Origin of the sequence: Geobacillus lituanicus, assembly GCF_050994965.1 — a bacterium.
In the GTDB taxonomy this organism is placed as follows: domain Bacteria; phylum Bacillota; class Bacilli; order Bacillales; family Anoxybacillaceae; genus Geobacillus; species Geobacillus stearothermophilus.
In genome coordinates, this window is the sequence record NZ_CP194773.1 from 1 (window position 1) to 21,352 (window position 21,352).

Annotated in this window: 23 protein-coding genes; 3 read left to right on the plus strand and 20 right to left on the minus strand. The window is 51.4% G+C overall.

Annotation, left to right across the window (positions count from 1 at the left end; all coding sequences use genetic code 11):
• Window positions 1-516: 516 nt before the first annotated feature.
• On the minus strand, window positions 517-1,890 hold the full coding sequence (locus ACR1UW_RS00005; protein WP_498934154.1) for an IS1380 family transposase: 1,374 nt from the start codon (window positions 1,888-1,890) through the stop codon (window positions 517-519).
• Window positions 1,891-2,102: 212 nt separating this feature from the next.
• Between ACR1UW_RS00005 and ACR1UW_RS00010 the strand changes: the two genes are divergently transcribed.
• Entirely contained in the window at window positions 2,103-3,551 is a 1,449-nt protein-coding gene (locus ACR1UW_RS00010) for an IS66-like element ISBst12 family transposase (RefSeq protein WP_498932894.1), read from the plus strand.
• A 69-nt stretch (window positions 3,552-3,620) separates the two neighbouring features.
• Here the strand turns inward: ACR1UW_RS00010 and fliB are convergent, their stop codons facing one another.
• The 16 genes from fliB to ACR1UW_RS00090 form a co-directional block, all read right to left on the minus strand.
• Window positions 3,621-4,556: a flagellin lysine-N-methylase gene (gene fliB, locus ACR1UW_RS00015; protein WP_498934156.1), complete on the minus strand. Its 936-nt coding sequence runs from the start codon at window positions 4,554-4,556 to the stop codon at window positions 3,621-3,623.
• 451 nt (window positions 4,557-5,007) lie between these two features.
• Complete coding sequence (locus tag ACR1UW_RS00020) at window positions 5,008-5,121, minus strand: flagellin (RefSeq protein WP_081823197.1); 114 nt, start codon at window positions 5,119-5,121, stop codon at window positions 5,008-5,010.
• Between the two features lie 348 nt (window positions 5,122-5,469).
• Window positions 5,470-6,648: a flagellin N-terminal helical domain-containing protein gene (locus tag ACR1UW_RS00025; RefSeq protein ID WP_498934158.1), complete on the minus strand. Its 1,179-nt coding sequence runs from the start codon at window positions 6,646-6,648 to the stop codon at window positions 5,470-5,472.
• A 185-nt stretch (window positions 6,649-6,833) separates the two neighbouring features.
• Window positions 6,834-7,073: a carbon storage regulator CsrA gene (gene csrA, locus ACR1UW_RS00030; RefSeq protein WP_498934160.1), complete on the minus strand. Its 240-nt coding sequence runs from the start codon at window positions 7,071-7,073 to the stop codon at window positions 6,834-6,836.
• Window positions 7,074-7,089: 16 nt separating this feature from the next.
• A complete protein-coding gene (fliW, locus tag ACR1UW_RS00035; protein WP_237420861.1) occupies window positions 7,090-7,524 on the minus strand; it encodes a flagellar assembly protein FliW in 435 nt (144 codons plus the stop codon).
• A gap of 22 nt (window positions 7,525-7,546) precedes the next feature.
• The gene (locus tag ACR1UW_RS00040) at window positions 7,547-8,101 is read right to left on the minus strand and encodes a DUF6470 family protein (protein WP_033006521.1); all 555 of its coding nucleotides are present in this window, start codon (window positions 8,099-8,101) and stop codon (window positions 7,547-7,549) included.
• Window positions 8,102-8,122: 21 nt separating this feature from the next.
• Complete coding sequence (flgL, locus tag ACR1UW_RS00045) at window positions 8,123-9,022, minus strand: flagellar hook-associated protein FlgL (protein WP_031212447.1); 900 nt, start codon at window positions 9,020-9,022, stop codon at window positions 8,123-8,125.
• Between the two features lie 10 nt (window positions 9,023-9,032).
• Entirely contained in the window at window positions 9,033-10,574 is a 1,542-nt protein-coding gene (flgK, locus tag ACR1UW_RS00050; RefSeq protein WP_498934162.1) for a flagellar hook-associated protein FlgK, read from the minus strand.
• 121 nt (window positions 10,575-10,695) lie between these two features.
• Window positions 10,696-11,229, minus strand: coding sequence for a flagellar protein FlgN (locus ACR1UW_RS00055; RefSeq protein ID WP_498934164.1), 534 nt, complete (start codon window positions 11,227-11,229; stop codon window positions 10,696-10,698).
• The gene (flgM, locus tag ACR1UW_RS00060; RefSeq protein ID WP_033014950.1) at window positions 11,226-11,495 is read right to left on the minus strand and encodes a flagellar biosynthesis anti-sigma factor FlgM; all 270 of its coding nucleotides are present in this window, start codon (window positions 11,493-11,495) and stop codon (window positions 11,226-11,228) included. Before flgM ends, ACR1UW_RS00055 begins: the two co-directional genes overlap by 4 nt.
• Before the next feature lie 68 nt (window positions 11,496-11,563).
• On the minus strand, window positions 11,564-11,977 hold the full coding sequence (locus ACR1UW_RS00065; RefSeq protein ID WP_498934166.1) for a TIGR03826 family flagellar region protein: 414 nt from the start codon (window positions 11,975-11,977) through the stop codon (window positions 11,564-11,566).
• A gap of 21 nt (window positions 11,978-11,998) precedes the next feature.
• Window positions 11,999-12,439, minus strand: a complete 441-nt coding sequence (locus ACR1UW_RS00070; protein WP_033014948.1) for a YaaR family protein — start codon at window positions 12,437-12,439, stop codon at window positions 11,999-12,001.
• A complete protein-coding gene (locus ACR1UW_RS00075) occupies window positions 12,426-12,689 on the minus strand; it encodes a hypothetical protein (protein ID WP_023633638.1) in 264 nt (87 codons plus the stop codon). The genes ACR1UW_RS00070 and ACR1UW_RS00075 overlap by 14 nt, the downstream gene beginning before the upstream one ends.
• The gene (locus tag ACR1UW_RS00080) at window positions 12,686-14,395 is read right to left on the minus strand and encodes a hypothetical protein (protein WP_498934169.1); all 1,710 of its coding nucleotides are present in this window, start codon (window positions 14,393-14,395) and stop codon (window positions 12,686-12,688) included. Before ACR1UW_RS00080 ends, ACR1UW_RS00075 begins: the two co-directional genes overlap by 4 nt.
• Window positions 14,396-14,462: 67 nt before the next feature.
• Complete coding sequence (locus ACR1UW_RS00085; protein WP_498934171.1) at window positions 14,463-15,155, minus strand: ComFC family protein; 693 nt, start codon at window positions 15,153-15,155, stop codon at window positions 14,463-14,465.
• Window positions 15,152-16,543, minus strand: coding sequence for an ATP-dependent helicase ComFA (locus ACR1UW_RS00090; protein WP_498934173.1), 1,392 nt, complete (start codon window positions 16,541-16,543; stop codon window positions 15,152-15,154). Before ACR1UW_RS00090 ends, ACR1UW_RS00085 begins: the two co-directional genes overlap by 4 nt.
• An 865-nt stretch (window positions 16,544-17,408) precedes the next feature.
• Between ACR1UW_RS00090 and ACR1UW_RS00095 the strand changes: the two genes are divergently transcribed.
• A complete protein-coding gene (locus ACR1UW_RS00095; RefSeq protein WP_498934175.1) occupies window positions 17,409-17,558 on the plus strand; it encodes a hypothetical protein in 150 nt (49 codons plus the stop codon).
• Here ACR1UW_RS00095 and ACR1UW_RS00100 read toward each other — a convergent pair.
• The 3 genes from ACR1UW_RS00100 to ACR1UW_RS00110 form a co-directional block, all read right to left on the minus strand.
• Entirely contained in the window at window positions 17,549-18,394 is an 846-nt protein-coding gene (locus ACR1UW_RS00100) for a DegV family protein (protein WP_094239231.1), read from the minus strand. The genes ACR1UW_RS00095 and ACR1UW_RS00100 overlap by 10 nt on opposite strands.
• 243 nt (window positions 18,395-18,637) lie before the next feature.
• Complete coding sequence (locus tag ACR1UW_RS00105; RefSeq protein ID WP_047819041.1) at window positions 18,638-19,312, minus strand: response regulator; 675 nt, start codon at window positions 19,310-19,312, stop codon at window positions 18,638-18,640.
• A complete protein-coding gene (locus tag ACR1UW_RS00110; protein WP_498934178.1) occupies window positions 19,309-20,490 on the minus strand; it encodes a sensor histidine kinase in 1,182 nt (393 codons plus the stop codon). Before ACR1UW_RS00110 ends, ACR1UW_RS00105 begins: the two co-directional genes overlap by 4 nt.
• Window positions 20,491-20,706: 216 nt before the next feature.
• Here ACR1UW_RS00110 and ACR1UW_RS00115 point away from each other — a divergent pair, with 216 nt between their 5' ends.
• The gene (locus ACR1UW_RS00115; protein ID WP_033009501.1) at window positions 20,707-21,348 is read left to right on the plus strand and encodes a YigZ family protein; all 642 of its coding nucleotides are present in this window, start codon (window positions 20,707-20,709) and stop codon (window positions 21,346-21,348) included.
• Window positions 21,349-21,352 lie beyond the last annotated feature (4 nt).

Consider the following 21,352-nt stretch of genomic DNA (forward strand, 5'->3'; position numbering starts at 1 on the left):
TGAAAGGTACGGGAATAATAGGAGATACAGTAGCTTATTTTGTATCTCTTTTGTTTATTATGGTTCCTGCGACATTGATTTACTTATCTAATTATCCAGATGCTGCACTAAAACAAATTTTTTATATAGCGAAGTGAGTTACTCTATTTACTGTAATTGAATGGATGGGACGAGAATATTTCAATACAATTAACCATCATAACGGTTGGAACATTTGGTGGTCTTTACTCTTTAACATAGTCATGTTTCCTATGATAAGACTTCATTATGTTAATTTTAGATTAGCATTACTTTTAAGTATTCCGTTTACCTGAATCCGTGATGGATTGACATCGACTTTGACTTTTTTGCTGGTTTTATGGATGCGTGATCCACCATTCCCTTTTTATGTTTAAAACAGAATGTCATCTTCACTCTCAGAAATGAAATAAATATCTTTTTTAGGTATATAAACCAAAGAAAAAACAAAAAAGGACAGAGGGTTAGGGTGAGTACAGAATTGCGAACAATCGTTCGTTATGCTCCTTCTCTCCATTTTATGTAAATGTTCAGAAGGGGCTCGCTATAGCCACTCCTTCGCGTCAGTTTCATCCAGATCTGTCGTGATCGGCGGACGAGTCGACCTGCCATCGTGATCACCGTCTGAATGATCGTCTTGATGCGACGGCGTTTCACTTTATGATGTAATGGATGTCTCGGATCGCTTAATAGATCTTGTCCAATCAGACGAAGAAGGTTGTACACGAATGCTCCCATGACTAACACGAGCGCATTCGTTTTCATCTTCCCAGATGGAAGTCGCTCTAAATCTAAGTCGCTTTTCAGTTCGCTATGAAACTGTTCGCATGTCGCATGATCATGATACAATGCGAGCACATCACTCATTCGAACATGCTCGTATCCTTCGAGGCGCACCCAGTAGCTTTCGACTTCGTAATCAGGAACGAGCATCAGCTGTCCATTTCGTTCCATCGTTCGTTCCATCACTTGGGTGACTTGAACGTACGTATACGTGTGTCCATCGATTGCTGCTGTCTGTGGAAGGCATAACTCATACGTTTGTACTCCTTCGGTTTGTCCATCATCGACGCGTCTGCCCTTTTGCGAAGCGATCTGGAACCAAAGTGCTTTCGATTCTCGGCGTAAGTTTCGCTTGATGACAAAGTCCACGTCTTCCTTTAGACATACGTGCACATTCGCTTCCGCATCGTTTCCTGCATCCATGCGGACAAGCAGACGAGACGAGGTCAGCGGACGAGCTCGATGGATGGCGGTAGTTAAAAACGAAGGCATGTTGTCTTGTACATGTTGTTTCCCTGGACGCAGCTCGGCATGAACGATATACCCTTCCTTCCCTGCATACGCAAACAACGGCGTAAAACCGTCAAATCCTTTATACGTTCGACTCACTCCTTCTTTTTTCGTATCGGAGTTGTCAAATGGGGAAGCATCTATATCAAGTGGGAGCCATGTCGTCTTCCCTTTGGTCCAACAAGGAGACAAGGTAGCGTGTTGTCGAACCAACAGACGCATCGATTCCTCCCAAATGATTGCTTCGGTCATCGGAAGACAAGCGAGCTGATCGAGTCGCTGTCGCAACGTTGGGGAGGAAGGTACGTGCCGAATGCCCATTGATGTCGAAAAGATATCGTCCTGACGATACGCTTCGATATGATCAAAATCCGTTTTTCCTGTGGCAAGCAAGCCGATCATCGAGCGAATGACGTCGCTATGGGAAATGTGCACATCTCGACGAACCGTTGGGAGCCGAAGGGCGTTTACTCGTTTATCCAGCTTCGTTTGGTGCAGTAAGTAGCCCACGAGAGCAAGCCCAGCACTTGGAGTAATCGCTTCATCTGTCAATACAAACCGAATCGGGAAATCTTTCATCACATTCACCTACTTGATGAAGAGTCGTCAACGTCGTTTTCCCTTATCGTATCAACGGTTTGCATCCATTGTAAAGATGTTTTGTCACGGATTCAGGTGATGTTCAAAAGAAAGATGATTCGTAACTATTCAGCCACATCATAAAGTGAGCTGAATATTTTCTTCTTTCCTTGTCTATGATGTGAATACTGATAGACAAGGAGGTGAATCGCATGTTGACGGTACAACAAGCTGTATTTACAGTTGAGAGCTTAATCGGCAAAGTTCAACAACAAAAACAGCTCATTCATCAACTCATTCAAGAAAATGAACATTTGCGTCACGAAAACAAACAACTACGCAAAGAAAATGAACAACTGAAGTACCGTGTTCAAGAGCTGGAAGCACGCACGAAAAAAAACAGCTCCAATAGCCATTTGCCCCCATCTTCTGACCGTTTTGAGAAAAAGCGTTCCTCCCGCGAGCCGTCTGGCAAAAAGCCTGGTGGGCAAGAGGGACATGAGGGGAAGACGCTCCGTCAAGTGGAACATCCACATCATCGTGTCGTCCACCGTGTGCATACGTGTCAAGGATGTGGAGCTTCTTTGTGTGAAGTCAAACCGTTCAAAGTCGATATCCGTCAAGTGTTTGATGTCCCTCGTGTGGCGATCGAGGTGACACAACATGAACGTGAAGTGAAATCGTGTCCACATTGTCGATGCGTGCAACAAGCCGAATTCCCATCCCATGTCACGAATCATGTGCAATACGGTCCACGGCTCACGGCGCTCGTTGTTTATTTACATCATATCCAATTGATCCCGTACAAGCGTTTAAGTGATACAATCGAAGCGTTATATCAACACTCGATTAGTACAGGAACCCTTGCCAATATGGTGAAACGAGGACGCGAAGCGCTGGAATCAAATATGGACATCATCGAAGACGCCTTACTTGAATCCAACATCCTGCATGTCGATGAAACGAGTTTGCGCATCAATGGGAAACTCGCATGGGTGCATGTCGCGTGTACATCGAGATATACATACTTGGCTCCTCACGCTTCTCGTGGAAAAAAAGCGACCGATGATATCGGGATTCTTCCCCGATATGAAGGGACGATGATGCACGATGCGTTCGGTACATATCCGAAATACACACATGCCACCCATGCCCTTTGTCACGCCCATCATTTGCGTGAGTTAAAAGGATTCATCGAACAAGGGCATACGTGGGCGATGCGCATGACCACGTTTCTGTTAGCCGCCAAGCAAGCCGTCGAAGCCCATCACGGTGCACTTTCCGAAGAAGAAGCGAGACGGTGGGAACGAGTGTATGATCGCATCCTAGAAAGAGCACAACACCGATTAGAAACGATGACGCCTCTTCCGAAAAAAGCACTCGCTTTTGTTCGACGCCTTCAAAAACGAAAGGAAGAAGCGCTGCGTTTCTTACGTGAAGTACATGTTCCCTTTGACAACAACCAAGCCGAACGCGATCTTCGCATGGTCAAAGTCAAAGAGAACATTTCGGGTACGTTTCGCGAAGAAACATTCGCGCAGTCGTTTTGCATCGCAAGAAGCATCGTTTCCACACTGACGAAACACGAAAAAAACGTGTGGGATTCGTTATGTCTTCTGTTGGCAGGCGAAACGATCGATCGAGTTCTTTCCGCTACCTAGGGCATTTTCTATGACCGAAATGCCCTATTTGTGCTGGGCTTTTTTATACACTAGCACTGGGGTGAATAGTTACATAAATGGCAAGTAATAGCGATGGTATGCATCTTTATAATTTTCTATTAACTGTTCTATTGTTGCCTCTTCGACATACTCAAGCCCTTGCAATGTTTGAGCAAGACATTCTAAATATTTTTTGCTATTTACCGCACCTTGACTAAAGCGATAATCCACTAACTCTTTACATATTTTCAATTGAATTACATAATTTGTCTGTATATTCGAAAAAGAAGGCTTCGTATGTTCTACATCCAACATTATATTTCGATATTTAGATATGACATTAGGAACTTGATCGATTTGTCCATCATCAACCGTTTTCTGAACTTTATTGAGAAATAAACCTAAAAAAATGAGACGTTCCGCTATGGAATAAGAACGATTTTGGACAATTTCAATACTAAACGAGCGAAGCTCCCAAAAATAACGTTTCAAATCGTTTGCTAAAGTTGGAGAATGAGTATCAATTATTTGTCGAATACGTAATCTTTTTGGCAATGATTCAATCGATTGCTCAAATTCAATCCCCTTTTCATTTAACAACGCTAGACGAGCTATCTCAGGACAGGATAAGGTTGCAGATTTTTCAATTACTCCATTTACAAGATGATAAGATCGTGGGTATATATAACAGGTATCACATAAAAACTCTTCCCCTAACTGAAGTTGAATACTACAAAGACGATCTTCAGTAAGAAAAAAACATTTGCCTTCTGAATCCATTTTAATATGCGCGTAATTATGGTCATTTGGATTCGAACGATTACGCGAAATATTCTGATCGATTTGAGCTGCCAACGTACGATCTTTTACCTTTTTATATTTTTTATATGTCGCCTTATCGATATCCACTCTCCAACCCGCACAACACGTATCTTCACACTCACTTCCTATGCACGAGAATAATTTTAAGTATTCAGGATATAACGTCATTTTTTGCTTTTTCATGTTTAGGACCTCATTTCTTCTAATGTTAAAAGGAGATTTCGAACATGCCGAAATCTCCTTTCCTTAAAATTATCGAAGCAATTGCAATACTCCTTGTGGTTGTTGGTTGGCTTGCCATGCCTCAACGTCTTTCGAACGTTGTGTAGACTACCTCTTCACCCTCAGCTTTACCTGTTAGGGGCTGGGCGCTTCGGTTCGGCATTTGCCTCCCCTACGGACTTCATCACCATAGCATTTCGCCTTAGGTGGTATGTCCTAGTCGTTGAACCTTCTCCACCCTTTCGGGACAGGAGCTTGGCTGCTGGTTGCCCATTGTTGCATCTTTCCTTTTTTCAAGCCATCACGCCTGCCGTTTCCAGCTACGTTGTGGCAAGGAAAGCTTTAGGGGGTCCCAGCAATTCACCCAGTGATCCTCTTAGCCGTTTCCAGCTAAGACGCCCTTCCAATCAAATTACCGAAGCAGCTGCAACACCGCTTGCGGAATTTGACTAGATTGAGCCAACATTGCTTGCGCTGCTTGAGAGAGGATGTTGTTCTTTGTGAACTCCATCATTTCTTTGGCCATCGTGCCACCCTCACTTTCGTGACGGGACCAGACTACATCTTCACCCTCAGCTTTACCTGTTAGGGGCCGGGCGCTTCAGATGAACGAGGACGATGGAGGAATCCTGTTCACCCTACGGGCTTCATCGCCATAGCACAAGCCGTAGGCGGTATGCCCTAGTCGTTGAACCTTCTCCACCCTTTCGGAACAGGAGCTTGGCTGCTGGTTGCCCAATCCTTTGACTTTTCAAGCCATCACGTTTGCCGTTTCCGGCTGCGTTGTGGCGTCAAAGGCTCTAAGGGGTTTCCAGCAATTCACCCGGTGATACTCCTAGCCGTTTCCAGCTAGGACGACTGTGCCTGTCGCTGATTAGGCAGCTAAGGCATAATCTACGTCGCGGATACGAGACTCAGCGGCTGTTAAGTTTTCTGCAGCTGTACCTAAGTTATTGATTGTGTGCTCTAAACGGTTTTGATATGCACCAAGCTTAGAACGCTCAGCTGATACATTTTTGATTGCATCATCAATAACATCGATTGCAGCTGTAGCGTTAGCATTAGTAGAAACATCTAGAGCCTTAAACTGTCCAGTGCTTGTAGTTCCATCAGTAACATCAGTAGCTGTTGTATAAGTAGCTACTTTACCTGATGAAGCAGTTACAGTTGTTCCTGTAGCAGTTGCTACTTTTAACAAAGTAGACGTTGCACGCATATCACTAATATTTATCCCAATGCTTTGACCACCATTTGCACCAATTTGGAATGTTAACCCATCAGTTGCTCGAGTCGGGTTTGTTGTTCCAGCTGTTAAACCAATCACTGATAAGTCACCAGAAGTTGCAGCATTTATTGTAATTGAATCAGTAGTGTTCTTAGCAGTGATTTCGATTTTGCCACTATTGTTAGTGACAGTTACACCTGAACCTAAGGCTGTCTGTAAATCATTAACTAAGTCAGCCATTGTCTTATTTGTACCATCATAATTCTGGCTTAATGTAACAGTTTTAGTAGTGGTGCCAATACCTACAGTAAATACTAAGTTTTTACTGCCAAAATCCGTACCTGTCCCAAGAGTAACTGTACTTCCAGTTACCTTTGCAGCTGCAGCAGCTGCAGCAGGTGAACCAGCTTTTGTTCCATCAAGTAATTTTTGAGTGTTAAACTCTGTAGTATTCCCAATACGGTTAATTTCCGATGTTAATTGGTTAATCTCTTTTTGAATTTCCCCACGATCAGTAGTAGTATTTGTATCGTTTGCTGCTTGAACGGCTAACTCACGCATACGTTGAAGGATAGAGTGAACTTCGTTTAAAGCCCCTTCTGCTGTCTGGAGGAGTGAGATTCCGTCCTGTGCATTGCGTGACGCTTGCTCTAACCCACGAATTTGCCCGCGCATTTTTTCAGAGATGGCAAGACCCGCCGCATCATCACCAGCGCGGTTAATGCGAAGACCAGAAGATAGTTTTTCCATGTTTTTCGCTGCTGCGCTTTGACCGATCGTCAGTTGGCGATACGTATTCAACGCCGCAATGTTGTGGTTGATTCTCATGTTCTCTTCCTCCTTGAAATGATGTTTTCCACGTCCTTGTGGAACGGCGGGGCTAGGGCGAAAGTCGGCCGCCTTTCGCCGCAAGCCGCGCTCACTTTTTATATCGGCGCGTTTTTTGGAAGTTTAATAGGGAAATTTAATTTTTTTTCGATGGAGCGAAAAAAGCGCCGTTTGGGCGCTTCGGGTTATCGTTGTTTCCATTGTTTCAGTTTGGCGGTCAGTTCGGCGAGCGAGGCTTCGTGTGCTTCGGCGGCGGCACTGTTTTCCGCTTGGATGGCGAGATACACTTCTTTGCGGTGAATGTCGATGTGCCTCGGTGCGTTGATGCCAAGCTTTACTTGATCGCCTTGGATGGCGAGGACGGTGATTTCGATGTCATCGCCGATTTGGATCGCTTCTTTGAGTTTGCGCGTTAAAACAAGCATGGTTCGCCCGCCTCCTTTACGTCGCCGCTTTTTCCGGGAAGAGGCGATGTTTCGTTTTGTACGGGGTGTTCGATAAGATCACTTGCTTGCCGATTCGTTTTCGGGCGTTGATGACCACGGGCGCCTGCAAGTTCGCGGTCGTGTTGTCGAACGGGTCAGCAACCGTCAAGATGACGTACACGGCGACGTCGCGTTCGCTTTCGATGTCAAGCTGTTCGACCATCGCTTCATCCAGTTCAAATTCGTACGCCGGAAAGTACGAAAACGGCTCGATCAACACAAACCCAAGCGCGGGGGTCTTGACCGACTGCAAGATGACAAACGGCGTGTCGGCAAGCGGCAAAAGGACGAACCGCTTCTCGTCCGCAAATCCGGGCAGGCCGTGGGGGAAGCGGATGATGTCTTCGTCCTTCACCGCCACCGTTCCGTGGTATTTCGTGTCGATGTTCAATGCTTGCTCCTCCTTATGTTCCTCAAATGACGACGTCAATGTGAAGCGACGGACGCTGGGCGAGGCGGATCGCCACCTCGCCCGGCATGTAGCGAATGACCGGTGGATGCGTGCGGGCGCGGATGACCGGTTTGCGTGCCTCAAAGCGAATATCCACATCCGCCGGAGTATAGGATATGTGAACGCTGAACGGGGACGGCACCCAGCCGATGTTGAATTCGTACATCGGAGTTTCGCTGTTTTCTTTCGCCTGCTCGGCGATCGGGTTGCCGCCGTCCTCAATGCGCATGAGCTCGTCGCCTTGGCGAGAGACGCGGGCCAGCCCGTCAAGCCAATCGTTGTATCCTTGTTCAGCAAACTTTTCGATGCGGCGGAAGATATGTTCTAAGTTCATGTCTTCCCACGCTTTTGTCTGATCGATCGTTAGCTTGGACGGCGTCGTACGGATCGTGAGTCGGGCCGGAGATTGCTCGATTTCCAACTCGGCAGGCGGCTGTTGGATTTCTAGTTTCGCCGGAACGGTTTCGATGGCGATTTTCGCCATCGTTGACTGCAAGCGGATCTGCGGCAGCTGCATCGTCATCTCCCCCTTATCCGCTTAGCGCAAAAAGTCGAGCAGCGTCGGCTGAATGATGCGGGCGCCGACGCCAAGGGCGGCGCGGTGCACACTTTCCTGTGTTTTCAAATCGGTAATGACCCGTTCGATATCGGCGTCTTCATTGTCCGACAAAATTTGTTGGGCGATCACTTCCTGTTCATCGACACGCGCTTCCATCAGCTCAAGGCGGTTGCTTCGCGCGCCAAGCTCGGCACGCTCGGCCAAGACGTTGTCGATGTGCTTGTCAATATAGGATAAATAACCGTTCAGCTCTTGGCCGCTCTTGCCAGCTTCCAAGTCATTCACAAGCGCTTCTAAATCGCTGAACAGCCCTTGTCCTGGAGTCGCGCTGTACGTAAAGACGCGCGTCGGATTGACGTTGACCGGGAGCTGGATGCCTTTTAACAGCTCGATTTTCACTTGTTCTGTGTTCGTCGACACTTTGTTCACTGGGTCGTCCAAGTTGACCGGCGGTCGAAGGGTATCCGTGCCATTGAAAATGTATTTGCCCGCAATTTGTGTGTTGGCAATGGACACTAAATGGTTTTTTAGCTCATCGATCTCTTTCGCGATATGCTCACGCTGCGATTGCTCATACGTATCGTTGCTTGCCTGGACGACGAGCTCGCGAATGCGCTGGAGCACTTGCGTCGCTTCGTTAAGCGCCGAGTCGGACGCATCGATCCAGTTATGGGCTTCGGAGAAATTGCGTTTAAACTGTTCCACCTCAGTTAAGTTCGTCCGGTACGCCATCCCTTTGATGGCCACGACCGGGTCGTCAGACGGGCGGGCAATTTTTTTGCCGGTGGACAGCTGGTCTTGAATTTTGCCGAGCCGTTCATAGCTTTGGCTCAAGTTGCGCAGCATATTTTGCGTCAACATCGATTGCGTGACGCGCATCATCGCTCACCTACCTTCCGACAATTCCCATGCCGTTAATGATTTTATCGAGCATTTCATCAATCGTTGTAATCGTGCGCGCCGCCGCGTTGTAGGCGTGCTGAAACCGAATCATGTTCGTCATTTCTTCATCGAGCGACACCCCGCTGACGGACTGCCGCCTTTCCTCCACCGACTGGCGGAGCACTTCGGAGTTGTTGACGAGGCGGTTCGCCTGTTGGGTGTCGACCCCCAGCTGGCCGATCATGCTTTCGTAATACGCCTGCAGCGTGCCCGCTGTGATCGGATACGAGACCGACGGCGCCGGATTTTGCAGGTTGGCAAAATTGCTGTTTTTGACATTGGCGAGACGAATGGCGTTTAAGCCGTTCCCCGGTTCGTTCGGCGCTGATGAAGCGGCGATATTGTTTAAATCATCAATATTGGATGACAATTGGATCGCTTTCGCTGCCCCGTCCACTTGCGTCAAATCGCTGAAAAACAGCCCTCCCGGGTTGCTCGGGCTGAGCGTATACCCTGTTTGGTGCACTTCGTTAAACCGTTTGGCGAACGAATACGCGAGCGTATCGAGCTTTTTCAACATATCGGGATAAATGCCTTTGACACCGCTTCCGTCATCATATCCGTAGGCCTCGATCAACCCTTTCAACTTGCCGGAGGCGACAAACGGGATGGAAGAGCCTCCAAGCAAAAGTCCGGTAAGCGGACCGGGCGGCATCTCCGGGGAGGAGCTGGCGCTCGGCGATACGGACAGCGTCTGGTATCCTTGGTTGCCATTGACCAGCAGCTGACGCTGGCCGTTGCCATCAAAAATATATACATCATAAGACCCCTCCGCCGTTTTCAGCGCATTGCCGCCGCTTGGCTTCGGCTCGACTTCGATTTTGACGAGCGCAGACAGTTCATCGAGCAGTCGGTCGCGCTCATCGTACAAATCGTTCGGCAAGTAGCCGTGCGGTTCGACTTCGGCGATTTGTTGGTTGATTTTATACAGCTGTTCCGCGATCGAGTTGATCGATTTGACGGTCACTTGAATTTCATTGGCGAGATCGTTTTGAATAGAGGTTAACGAATCGGCCAAATAATGAAACGTCTCGACCACCGCCAGTCCGCGCTGGCGCACGACCGAGCGGGCCCCTGTATTTTCTGGGTTTGCACTTAAATCCTGGAACGCCTGCCAAAATTGATCCATGGTTTTGGATAAACCGCTGTCGGACGGTTCGTTCATAATGTCCTCCATTTTTTTTAACGCATCGGCTTGGGCTTGCCAATAGCCGAGCTTGTTGTTCTCGCCGCGGTATTGCCAGTCAAAAAAGCGGTCGCGCACCCGCTCAATCGAGCCCGCCTCGACCCCCGTCCCCATCTGTCCCGGAATTTGCGGGCGATTGAGGGAAGCCGGCGGGTACGGCTCGCTTTGGACAAAGTTGACGCGCTGACGGGAATAACCGGGCGTGTTGGCGTTAGCAATGTTATGGCCGGTCGTGTACAGCGCCATTTGCTGCACGGCCATGCCGCGCTTGGCGACTTCCAGCCCGTGAAATGTTGATCCCATCGTGCCCCTCCTTTTCATCTTCTAATGATTGTCCGCTGTTTTCTGCCTAGCGGCTCTGTTTCGTTTTGACGGCTGTTGGATGGATCGATCTCTCCTTATTTTCCGTCGGTGACTTGTGCTGCTATGCTTTGGAATCAAAGAGTGAACGGCTTCGTCCATGTCCATATTGTCTCGTTGATTGGTTTGGCGCGGTATAGTTCACGTTGGGCGGCTGCGGCATCAATTGGTCCAACATCAGCGTCACCCATTGCAGCGACTGGCGGATGAGCTGCCCATTCAGCTCGTTGACTGCCTGGAGTTCGTTGATCACGTCGAGCAACTCGCTAGCCAACTGTTCGGCTTTTTGCCGCTCCTCCTCGTCCATTTTCGACAAGCAATCGGCCAATGTCAGCGGATGCCCGCCATCGGACCATGCGGCGACGAGTTGTGCCCGCTCGCGCTCGAGCTGCTGGATGGCGGCGATAGCAGTTTGTTCTTTTTGGATCAGCTGCATTAATCCGTCCATATCGCCTCGTTTTAATACGTCCGTTTTTTGATAGGCCAATTGAAGCAAATGCTGGTGCAGCGTCAAGTGCCGGTCAAGGAGCGCCATCAGCTGCAGCGCTGGCGCACGCTGTTCATCATCGGTTCGGCGATTTTCTACCCTTGTGTTCATTGGCCATCGCCCTTATAGAACTTGTATAGTTTCTCCGCAATGGCGCGGGCATCGATCTCATACGTTCTGTTGTCGATTTGTTCCTTCAACCGGCGCACTTTCTCTTCCCGCTCAGCGGCCCAAGTGGAGCGTTGCTGCAGCTCTTTTGCCTCCTCAGAAATTTCGACGCGATCCCGCCGCCCGGGTTGCCCTGTTTTTCCTTGTGGGATGCCCGAGTACTGACGGTAGGGATGAACGCCAATCAAAAACCGGTTATCGATTCTCACTGCGATTCCTCCTATCCGTTCCGCCCGTTGTTGCCTTACTACTATTATCGGTCAATCCGTTCATTTGTTTAGCGGCCATTTCGCTCTTTGTCGGTGTAATACGTGCGAAACACTTGTTTTTTCTTCTGTTCTTCTTCTTTTTTCGCCATTTCCAGCTGCCCTTGCAAATCTTTTGAACAGTCGGGGCACATTCTGCCTTCGCGGATCAGCTTGCCGCAGCGGTCGCACGGATATCCTAAATTCGGCAGCTGCGCCAACGTTAATCGGCCGCTTTTGATGAATTTGACCAACAGCGTTTCAGGCACGCCTGTCGCATCGACAATTTGCTCCATCGTCGCCAACCGGTTTTCCCGGCGCCGCAAAAATTGGACCACGGTTTGAAATTGCCGTTCTTCTTCTTCATGACAAGACGGGCAAATATCGCGAAACGGCGAGTAGACAAACAGACGGCCGCAAACCGGGCAATTTTCTAAGTTCATCATTCTCCCCTCCCAATGTGCCCATTACGTATACAAATTGACGATCAACCCTTGAATTTCCCCCAACGTCTTCAGCAAATCAATCCTCGGCCGTTCTTGCTCGAGCACCGCGTTTGTGACGTCCAGCAGCTTTTGGTCGATCGTTTTGACGATATGATAGACGCGGGAACGGCCGCTCCAATGGAACCCATACTGCTCCGTCAGTTTCAAGCCATGGTTCACCGCTTCATCGAGCAATTGTCTGACGAGCTGTTTATACCGCCGCAAATCGTCAACCGTCCGCAACTTGGCCAGTTTTTTTCCTTGCTGTTCGATTTCATCCGCCAGCTGTCTCAGCCGCTCGTTTCGCAGCTTTTCCTGCTCCTTGGCGGTCAGCTCGGCAAATGACACGGATGGCGAAAAAGAAGCCGCCGCTTTTTTGCCGATTGGAACCGATGGGGTGTTGGCAATTTTATTGATCTCCATCTTCTTCGCTCCTACCGCCTTGTTCATCAAGCTTCTGAATCCATTTTAAAACTTCCCCGATCACCGCGTAAAGCTGCGGCGGGACGCGCGGCACCGGATCGACCAGCTGTCTCAGCAACTCCCGGTCATGGGGCAGCGGAATGCCCGCCCGCCCCGCCTTGTCGGCCACCTCATCAGCGAGCTGCCGCGGCTGTCGGCCAAGATGTTGCTCATATGATTTGAAAGCAGGGGCGTAACGGTGTCTGTTCATATCGTCCACTCCCACTGGCTCGTTTCGTTTTCCGTCTTCACTCTGTCTGTCGCCGCCCGCTCTTGGTCTTGGGTGTTCATCGGTTGGAAAGTGAGGCGTTGCACCCGATAACCGATCTGTTCCAAATGGTCTTTGACTGTCGCCGCACATGACTGCAACACCGCCGCCAACGGCTCGTGTTCTGTTTCCACCGTCACGGACAGCTGCCGTTCGACCGACTGCAAGGAAATGCCGACTTTGCCTTGATTCGTGTCCAACAAAAAGTAGAGGCGGCAGTTTTGCCAGTCAAGCTGTCCGTCACCGCTGCGAGCGTTGACGTGCACATGTACGGTCGCCATCTCACCATGAAGCGAGAGTGGCCACTGGTACAACATAGTTTGGGTGTGGCTGTCAACAGTAAATTTGTTGAGCAACTGTTGGCCGGTAAGATTCATGAGCAGCCGTTCCGCCTGCGCAGGAGCCGTTCCTTCCTCAACCCATGACAGCAGCATCGCCTTCAAATTCTCGACCGGCTGTAATCGCTCTCCGCTCAAGAGCGCACGGACGGTCTCTTGTTCATGGAAAAAGCCGAGGCGGCGCAGCGATTCAAAGACTCCTCTCGCCGATAATGCGCCATCGTTGGGCGCTTGGTCCACATGTTTCAGAAGGCGCGACAGCTGCTCGTGCGGCTTCGTGCCCTGCCACGCTTCCGATTCCATGAAAAACCGCTGTACTTTTTGTTCAGATGGCTGAAAGCGGAGCGACTCCAACAACGCTTTCACTTCACGCGCCGTCTTGGCCGCTTCGTCCGTCTTTCCTTCAGCAAGGCCGCGTTTCGCTTCTGCCAATTTCGCCCCCGCCTCAAGCAACTTCGTTTCCGTTTTCATGTCAGTAAACAACAACCATTCCCCGTGCAACAGCATGCGGTCGAGTGAATGAATGAGCGACTCAACAAGCGGCGCGGCTCGCTCTGTCGACTGTTGGGCAGCGGCATGCGCAAATTGTTCGAGCTGACGGACCATATCACGCTGCCAAACGCGAAAATCGTGGACCAATTGCCTTATTTTTTCTGTCACTGCCGTCATGACAAACGTCCGAGCCTCTGCCGTTGGAAGAACCAGCTCCGATGCAACCGCATACGCGCGCGAACCTTCCAATCGCTCCGTTTGTTCACGAACAGGCGCCGCTTTTGCTTCATGGGTTTCTTCCGGTTCCGTTTTCGTCAACAACGGCGCCAACAGGTCTCCGAGCGGCGGGCCATGGAGCGCTTCATGCGCTAGGCGCAAATGCGTCTCGGTCACCTCGAGCTGTTTCGCCGCCAAAGCAGCGAAGGTTTCCTGTTTTTTCTTTATCGAGCCGCCTTCCGTCTCCCAAAAACGACGAACGGCTTCTTTTTCCTTTTCGGTCAGGCGAATGCCACGGGCCGACAGCCATGAATCGATTCCATCGTCCAACGAAGATGGCAGAAACCGCCCTATAGACGATAGTGGCACCGCTTGCGCCATCCAAGTTCCACCTTCTTGCTTCACAAGCCGCACCATAAACGAACGGTCGCTTGGGACGCCATCCACAAAGTGGACGCGTACATCCTGTTGGCCGATGGCGACCACGGCCTCTTGATCGTTGAACCTTTCTTTCATTACCGCCATCTGCACGCTCCCCGGCTGCAATGAAACAGCCGGTGCGGCGACCTCATTGGATAGTTGATCGTGACGAATACGCATCATTATTCTTCCTCGCTCTTTGTTCTCCTACTTTATTATATCGGCACGTAGGCTTCCAATGTTTACACTGTTACGCGCGAATGAGCGTCAACGCCCCCACCTCCGCCGCCCCCGCTTCAAGCAAAACAAGGGCGGCGTGGCGGATGGTGATGCCCGTTGTGTAAATGTCGTCGATCAGCACGATTCGTTTTCCGTCAAGCGGGGGATGATCGGCAAGGAAAAATGGGTTGTCGGTCTCGAGCCGCTCGCGGCGCGATTTTTTCGATTGCTTTTCGGAATGTTTACGGGCCAGCCAAGGGAAATACAGGGATGGAAGCAGGCGGGCGAGCGCTTCCGCTTGGTTGAAGCCGCGCTCATCGAGGCGATCGCGGCTCAGCGGGATCGGAACGATGCACCAATCGCGGCCGAAATGGCGGAAAAACGCGTGGACAAACGGACGGCGGAATGCCTCGACGATGACATAGTCGCCGCGGAATTTCCATAAGGCGACGACGTCTTTCATCCAGTCGTTGTATACATAGACGGATCGGTTTTTCACGAGCACCCTCCCCCATTGTTCATCTTCCTGCCACCGAAGGCAGTCGGGGCACACGGATGGCGCCGCCTCCTCAAGCGGGCGGCCGCACATCTCGCAAAGGCGGCCGTCAATAAGCACAAACGCACCGCGGCAGCGCGGGCAAAGGACGTCTGGGTCTTCAAGAAGAAACAGCTGGCGCCAGCTCGTGATCGGATTGTACGGGGAATGACAAAGGAGGCAGTTCATCGGCGCAATAGCCCCCTTTTTCGCGCTTCTTCATTCATGCGAAGGATGTGGCGACGCGCCCGCACCATCTCGTTCGTTTTTCCGTGATGGAAAAAGCGGACGTCGCCATCCGGAAACGCCGCGTGGCGGCCGACGCGGCCGGCGATTTGCACGAGAGCGCTTTCCGTAAAGATGCGGTCTTCGGCGCCAAGGACGGCGACATCGATGTTCGGTACCGTCACGCCGCGCTCAAGAATCGTCGTCGTCACAAGCAGCGGAACGCGCCCGTCGCGAAATGCCTGAACGTGCTCGGCTCTGTCTGGGGCTTCGGCATGAACGCCGACGATGCGGGGATTGACGCGCTGCAAGAGGCGGGTGACAGCTTCAAGCTCATCGATATGGGGAACGAACAAAAACGCCTGCTTTCTCTGTTCCAAACGATGGCGAACCCACGCAAGGACGTTTTCGGGCAAGCGGCCGCGCTCGAGCTGCTTGCGCCAATTGCCGCACCATTCAAGCACGGGGACGGGGAGCGGATGGCCGTGATAGCGGGCGGGGATGACGACGGCGTTCCGTTTGCCACGCGCAATGTCACGTTGCCAAGCGCGGGAGGGAGTGGCGGTGAGATAGATGAGGCTTGATCGTTCTTTCCGCGCTTGACTGACGGCGTATTCAAGCATCGGTTCAACCGAATACGGGAAGGCGTCGACTTCATCGACGATCATAACGTCAAATGCGCGGTAGGCTCGCAGCAACTGGTGGGTGGTGGAGAGGACCAAAGAAGCGATCCGCCCGCGCTCATCGCTTCCGCCGTGCCATACGGCGAGCGAAACGCGCGGGAACGCCTGGCGGAAGCGCGGAGCGAGCTCGCGGACAACGTCCACTCTAGGCGTGGCGAGGCCAACTCGCCAACCTTCCTCCAAGGCGGCAGCGATGGCGGGAAACAACATCTCGGTTTTCCCTGCCCCGCATACGGCCCAAACGAGCAGTTCGCTTCGGTCCAGCACCGCCTGGCGGACTGCCTGGGCAGCCTCCGCCTGAGCGGCGGACAGTTCCCCGTCCCAGGAAAGCGGCGCTTCGTGCGGCTCGGACGGAAGCGGCATCGTCACGTGCACAAGGCGGGTGCAAGTGCTGATGCGCCCCATCACCAAGCACTTGCGGCAATACGCGCAATCTGCCCCGCAGCGGGCGCACGGAAACGAGGCGAACAGACGACGATCGTCGTTTCCGCAACGGACGCAGCGCCAGCCGCGCGCTGTGTTGATGAGCCCGGGCTGTTCGCATAGCGAACCGGTCTGGATGGCGGCAGCGACTTCTCCATCGGGAAACGGCAGCTGCTCTCGGGGTAGGCGCTGGCCATTGAGCCAGACGACAAGCGGCGAAGCAGCGGTTGATGGGGGGATGTACAATGAGCATCACTCCTTTTGAAATTCAAGAAAAGCATGTTCCCGAGCTGGGAGCCAAAAAGAGCGGGTGGCGCAGTGATGCGGTAAAAACGCGCTCCCCCTAGGTTGAAAGGCTTTGAGCGCATCAATGAGCCAGTGTTATGGAGAAAGAGCAGAACTGACGATGTTTTTCCCTAAAAGGCGGGTGGAAAACCGCTGTTCCCCTTGATCGATGAGTTGAATGTGTGAAAAGAAGGAACGAAGCTACAAGGTTTTTCTAGTTGAGAAACGAAGCGAGAAAGCGGTTGTGCTAGCAAATCACCGCCCTTCTAACAAAATGATGAAAAGATGGGGAGGAAGCAAAAAACGGCAGCCTTCGATCGGCAAAGAAAGTGGAGGCAAAAAGGGCTTCCCAATGGAGTCAAGATGTGGTTTGACCCTCTTTTTCACGACATATCGACCTTCGAAAGAAAAGGATAAAGCGAAATCCGACAACATCAAAGATCCACAGAGAGTCATCGAGTCGATCGACAACGTGTTTCGACAACATTCCCAGGGAAATAGCGACAAATTTTTCAGGAAAGGAAAATGGTTCGACAAGTTTGGCCAGCCCCACATCTCCGCCCGTTTCATAAAGTGGAGAGAGGAGAAGAAGACGATGCAGCTGACGAATTTGACATTCCCCACACCTAAAGGGAATAGGTTTTCTCGCTCTTATGTTTGTCACAGATGAATTCGTCAACTGCGGGCAGTTATGGAGAATACCGCCGAAGGAGAATGGCAAGCGCATTGAAGTTGGATGAGGAAATCGGTAAAAACATTATATGAAATAGCATCCACTATGAATAGCATCAACATGACCCAAAACTCATTCGGATCATTTCGTCCCATGAACGCCAAACGGGAAGACGGAAACATCTTGATCGACCATACAGCGGAAACGAGAATCCGCCGCCGCACAAGGCGGAGCACACCGTTCCGCCTTGTGCTCGGCTGCAACGCCTCGAGGCGGCGCTTTGCGGCCTCGGCTTATGGCTGATACCACGTCAGCCCGAGCGCCCCTTCGCCGACGTGCGTGGCGATGACGGGGCCGAAATAACTGATCAAAAACTCAACGTGCGGATAGCGGGCGGCCAGCTCATCGCGCCAACGGCTCGCTTCATCGGGCTGGTTGGCGTGGATGATGGCGGCTTTGAGCGGCACACCCTTTTCCGCATCTTCGGCGAACAGCTCTTCGATGCGGTGGATCGCTTTTTTGCGCGTGCGGATTTTTTCAAACGGCACGATCACTTTGTTTTCAAAGCGAAGAAGCGGCTTGATTTGCAAGAGGCCGCCGATGAACGCCTGCGCCCCGGTCAGCCGTCCGCCCCGCTGCAGATGGGCCAAGTCATCGACCATAAAGTAGGCGCGCAGCGTTTGTTTCATTTCATCCAAGCGAGCGATGATATCCTCAGGAGACCTCCCCGCCTGCGCCATTTCCGCCGCTTCGATCGCATAAAACCCTTGTGCCATGCAGCTGATTTCCGAGTCGTATGCGTAAACACGCAATCCGTCCACCATCGTCCCCGCCGTGACCGCCCCTTGGTACGTGCCGCTGATGCCGCTTGAGAGGTGGATGCTGATGACAGCGTCGTACCCTTCCTCACGAATGGCAGTGAACAAGTCGACAAATTCGCCGACTGAGGGCTGCGATGTCGTCGGCAGCTTAGGATTCTGCTTGATTTTGACAAAAAATTCATCGGCCGTCATATCGATCTCTTCGCGATATGTTTCGTCCCCAAAAATGACGCTGAGCGGAATCATCCGGATGCCGAGCCGCTCGCGCACGTCTTTCGGCAAATAAGCCGTGCTATCGGTGACAATCGCAATTTTCACAGGCGCCATTCCTTCCTGATTCAGCCTTTTCTGCCATTATACCAAAAAGACTCGTTGTCCACCACCGCTCGATGCATGAGGAGGCAAAGAACGCGGGCAGGCCGTGAAGCGGAACATCGTTGATCCTCATGCAACGCTTTGCCCAAGCCGCTCCTTCGCCGCCAAACGGCGCATCGATGCCACAGGAAGCCGCTTCGATCGTCAACGCACCGCTGCAAAGACTGGCGAGAGCCCCCGTTCCGTTCAGCGCACTTCGACCCAGCCGTTTTTGATCGCAACCACAACGGCTTGCGTCCGGTCATTGACGTTTAATTTTTGCAAGATGCTGCTGACGTGGTTTTTCACCGTTTTTTCGCTAATGTACAGCGCTTCGCCGATGGCGCGGTTGCTTTTGCCGTCGGCCAACAGCTGCAGCACTTCGCATTCGCGCCGCGTCAACAAATGGAGCGGGCGGCGCACTTCTTGTTTGACCGCCACGCCGCCTTTTTCCGACGTCAGACGGCGGTATTCGCGAATTAAGTTGTGCGTCACTTTCGGGTGCAAATACGAGCCGCCTTCAGCGACGACTTTCACCGCTTCAATGAGCGTGTCAGCGTCCATTTCTTTCAGCAAATACCCGGTCGCTCCCGTCTGCAAGGCGCGCATCACATAGTTTTCATCGTCATGGATCGATAGGACGACGACTTTCGTCTCCGGATACGTTTCGATGAGCTGCTTTGTCGCTTCCACTCCGTTCATGTCCGGCATATTGATGTCCATGAGCACCAAATCCGGGCGGTATGTTTCGACGATCGACAGCGCTTCGCTTCCGTCGCTTCCTTCGGCCACGACTTCAAAATCGCCTTCAAATTCTAAAATGCGCTTAATGCCTTCACGGAATAGTGAATGGTCATCGATAATGGCGATGCGTGTTTTCATCGTTTCCTCTCCTCCTTGGTCATGTCTGCGGCTGAACGGTCAATCGGAACGCGAATGAACACGGTCGTGCCGCTGCCAGGTTTCGAACGAATCGTCAACGTGCCGTCAAGCAGCTCGACCCGCTCCCGCATCCCGATCAAGCCGAACGCATTTTCTTTTTTGACCGATGGATCAAATCCTTTGCCATCGTCTTTGACACTGACAAGCAGATGGCGGCACGTCACTTCCATTTTGACGTCGATATGGCGCGCTTCGGCGTGCTTTAAGGCATTTTGCACCGACTCTTGGACAAGGCGAAACACGGCCGCTTCCATCCGCGACGGCAGCCGAATTTCTTCGCCGATATGTACAAAGGAAATATGGACTCCGTTATTATATTCTTCGGTCGTTTGCAAGTATTTTTTTAGCGTCGGAACCAATCCTAAATCATCAAGCGCCATCGGCCGCAAATCGTAAATGATGCGGCGCACTTCGGACAAAGCCGAACGCACCATTTTGCGAAAATCACGAATCTCGGCGATCGCCGCCTCTGTCCCTCGCTCTTTGATCACCTTTTCGACGAGATCCGATCGAAGCAGGACATGCGCAAGCAGCTGCGCCGGACCGTCATGGATTTCCCGCGACAGCCGACGCCGCTCTTCTTCCTGGGCTTCGATGATTTTCAGCCCAAATTCCTGCTTTTGCTTCGCCCCTTCAACGAGCTCGCCGACCTGGCGGAAATCGCTGTTTAAGTAGTGAAGCACGACCGTAATTTGTCCAACTAAATAATCGGCGCGTTCGATAATTTGCGCAAGGCTCGCCAATCTCCGCTCGAGCTCGTCGCGGCGCAGCCGCAGCTGTTTCTCCCGCTCGCGCACCATCGTCAGCTTCATATGCAACTCATGCGCCGCTTCATACGCCTCGCGAATATCTTGCTCCGAGTGGGTGGAAAAGTTTTGACTCACTTCCGACAGGCGGCGGCGCGCCTGACGCACCTTCATTTCCAGCTGATCCGCTTCTTCGATCGCCTGCACGGTCAGCCGCTTCACCTCCTCAAGTTCGCGAAGCAAATGGTCGTGCTCTTGACGCGACTGCTCCCCGATGCGGAAAATTTCGTCTTTGCTATGTTGAACGGTGTCGATCATTTTTTCGACAATCCGATCTAACTGCTTTACGTCCCACTGTTTTGCCTTAGCCATTTGCCAACCTCCAACAGCGCTGCCAAGCGGTGCGCATGGGCGCCAGCAAAATTTGTTTGAAGGAAAAAAGTTGTCGATTTATAATAATAAAAGCATGCTCTATCTATTGCTCTTTTATTTTTAGTTTACCATATTGAGAACAGAGCGCTAGCCGTTCGTGCAAAAAAATAAACAAATAAACCGTTTGCACGATGTTGATCGTTGAGGTGTTTCGTTTTGTTGCAAAAATATTACACGGTTAAAGGATACGGTGAACACGAAATCGTAATTGAAAAATCACGGTTTATCTGCTATGTCAACCGCGCGGAAACGGAAGAAGAGGCTGTCGCCTTTATTCAACAAATCAAGAAGAAGCATTGGGACGCCACCCACAACTGCTCCGCCTATTTGATCGGCGAGCATGACCAAATCCAAAAAGCGAACGATGACGGCGAGCCGAGCGGCACCGCAGGGGTGCCGATGCTTGAAGTGCTGAAGAAAAAAGGGTTGAAAGACACCGTCGCGGTCGTCACCCGCTACTTCGGCGGCATCAAGCTCGGTGCGGGCGGCTTGGTGCGTGCATACAGCCGCGCCGTCTCAGAAGGCCTGAACGCCGCCGGCATCGTCGAACGCCGGCTCATGCGCGTCATGCATGTCACGATCGACTATTCGTGGCTTGGGAAGGTGGAAAATGAGCTGCGCTCTTCCGTATATACTATTAAAAATATCCAATATGCCGACCGCGTCACGTTTGATGTTCTCGTTCCCGAGGACGGCCAGTCTTCGTTCGGCGAGTGGATGACCGAACTGACAAACGGAAGGGCGGACATTCAGGCGGGAGCGATGGAGTATGCCGAACGGTTGCTTCCGTCTTCCTAAAACG

Coding starts and splice junctions, on each gene's coding strand:
- ACR1UW_RS00005 (WP_498934154.1), bottom strand. CDS start 1,890: ATGAAAGATTTCCCGATTCGGTTTGTATTGACAGATGAAGCGATTACT.
- ACR1UW_RS00010 (WP_498932894.1), top strand. CDS start 2,103: ATGTTGACGGTACAACAAGCTGTATTTACAGTTGAGAGCTTAATCGGC.
- fliB (WP_498934156.1), bottom strand. CDS start 4,556: ATGAAAAAGCAAAAAATGACGTTATATCCTGAATACTTAAAATTATTC.
- ACR1UW_RS00020 (WP_081823197.1), bottom strand. CDS start 5,121: ATGGCCAAAGAAATGATGGAGTTCACAAAGAACAACATCCTCTCTCAA.
- ACR1UW_RS00025 (WP_498934158.1), bottom strand. CDS start 6,648: ATGAGAATCAACCACAACATTGCGGCGTTGAATACGTATCGCCAACTG.
- csrA (WP_498934160.1), bottom strand. CDS start 7,073: ATGCTTGTTTTAACGCGCAAACTCAAAGAAGCGATCCAAATCGGCGAT.
- ACR1UW_RS00040 (WP_033006521.1), bottom strand. CDS start 8,101: ATGCAGCTGCCGCAGATCCGCTTGCAGTCAACGATGGCGAAAATCGCC.
- flgL (WP_031212447.1), bottom strand. CDS start 9,022: ATGCGCGTCACGCAATCGATGTTGACGCAAAATATGCTGCGCAACTTG.
- flgK (WP_498934162.1), bottom strand. CDS start 10,574: ATGGGATCAACATTTCACGGGCTGGAAGTCGCCAAGCGCGGCATGGCC.
- ACR1UW_RS00055 (WP_498934164.1), bottom strand. CDS start 11,229: ATGAACACAAGGGTAGAAAATCGCCGAACCGATGATGAACAGCGTGCG.
- ACR1UW_RS00065 (WP_498934166.1), bottom strand. CDS start 11,977: ATGATGAACTTAGAAAATTGCCCGGTTTGCGGCCGTCTGTTTGTCTAC.
- ACR1UW_RS00070 (WP_033014948.1), bottom strand. CDS start 12,439: ATGGAGATCAATAAAATTGCCAACACCCCATCGGTTCCAATCGGCAAA.
- ACR1UW_RS00075 (WP_023633638.1), bottom strand. CDS start 12,689: ATGAACAGACACCGTTACGCCCCTGCTTTCAAATCATATGAGCAACAT.
- ACR1UW_RS00080 (WP_498934169.1), bottom strand. CDS start 14,395: ATGATGCGTATTCGTCACGATCAACTATCCAATGAGGTCGCCGCACCG.
- ACR1UW_RS00085 (WP_498934171.1), bottom strand. CDS start 15,155: ATGAACTGCCTCCTTTGTCATTCCCCGTACAATCCGATCACGAGCTGG.
- ACR1UW_RS00095 (WP_498934175.1), top strand. CDS start 17,409: ATGAACGCCAAACGGGAAGACGGAAACATCTTGATCGACCATACAGCG.
- ACR1UW_RS00105 (WP_047819041.1), bottom strand. CDS start 19,312: ATGAAAACACGCATCGCCATTATCGATGACCATTCACTATTCCGTGAA.
- ACR1UW_RS00110 (WP_498934178.1), bottom strand. CDS start 20,490: ATGGCTAAGGCAAAACAGTGGGACGTAAAGCAGTTAGATCGGATTGTC.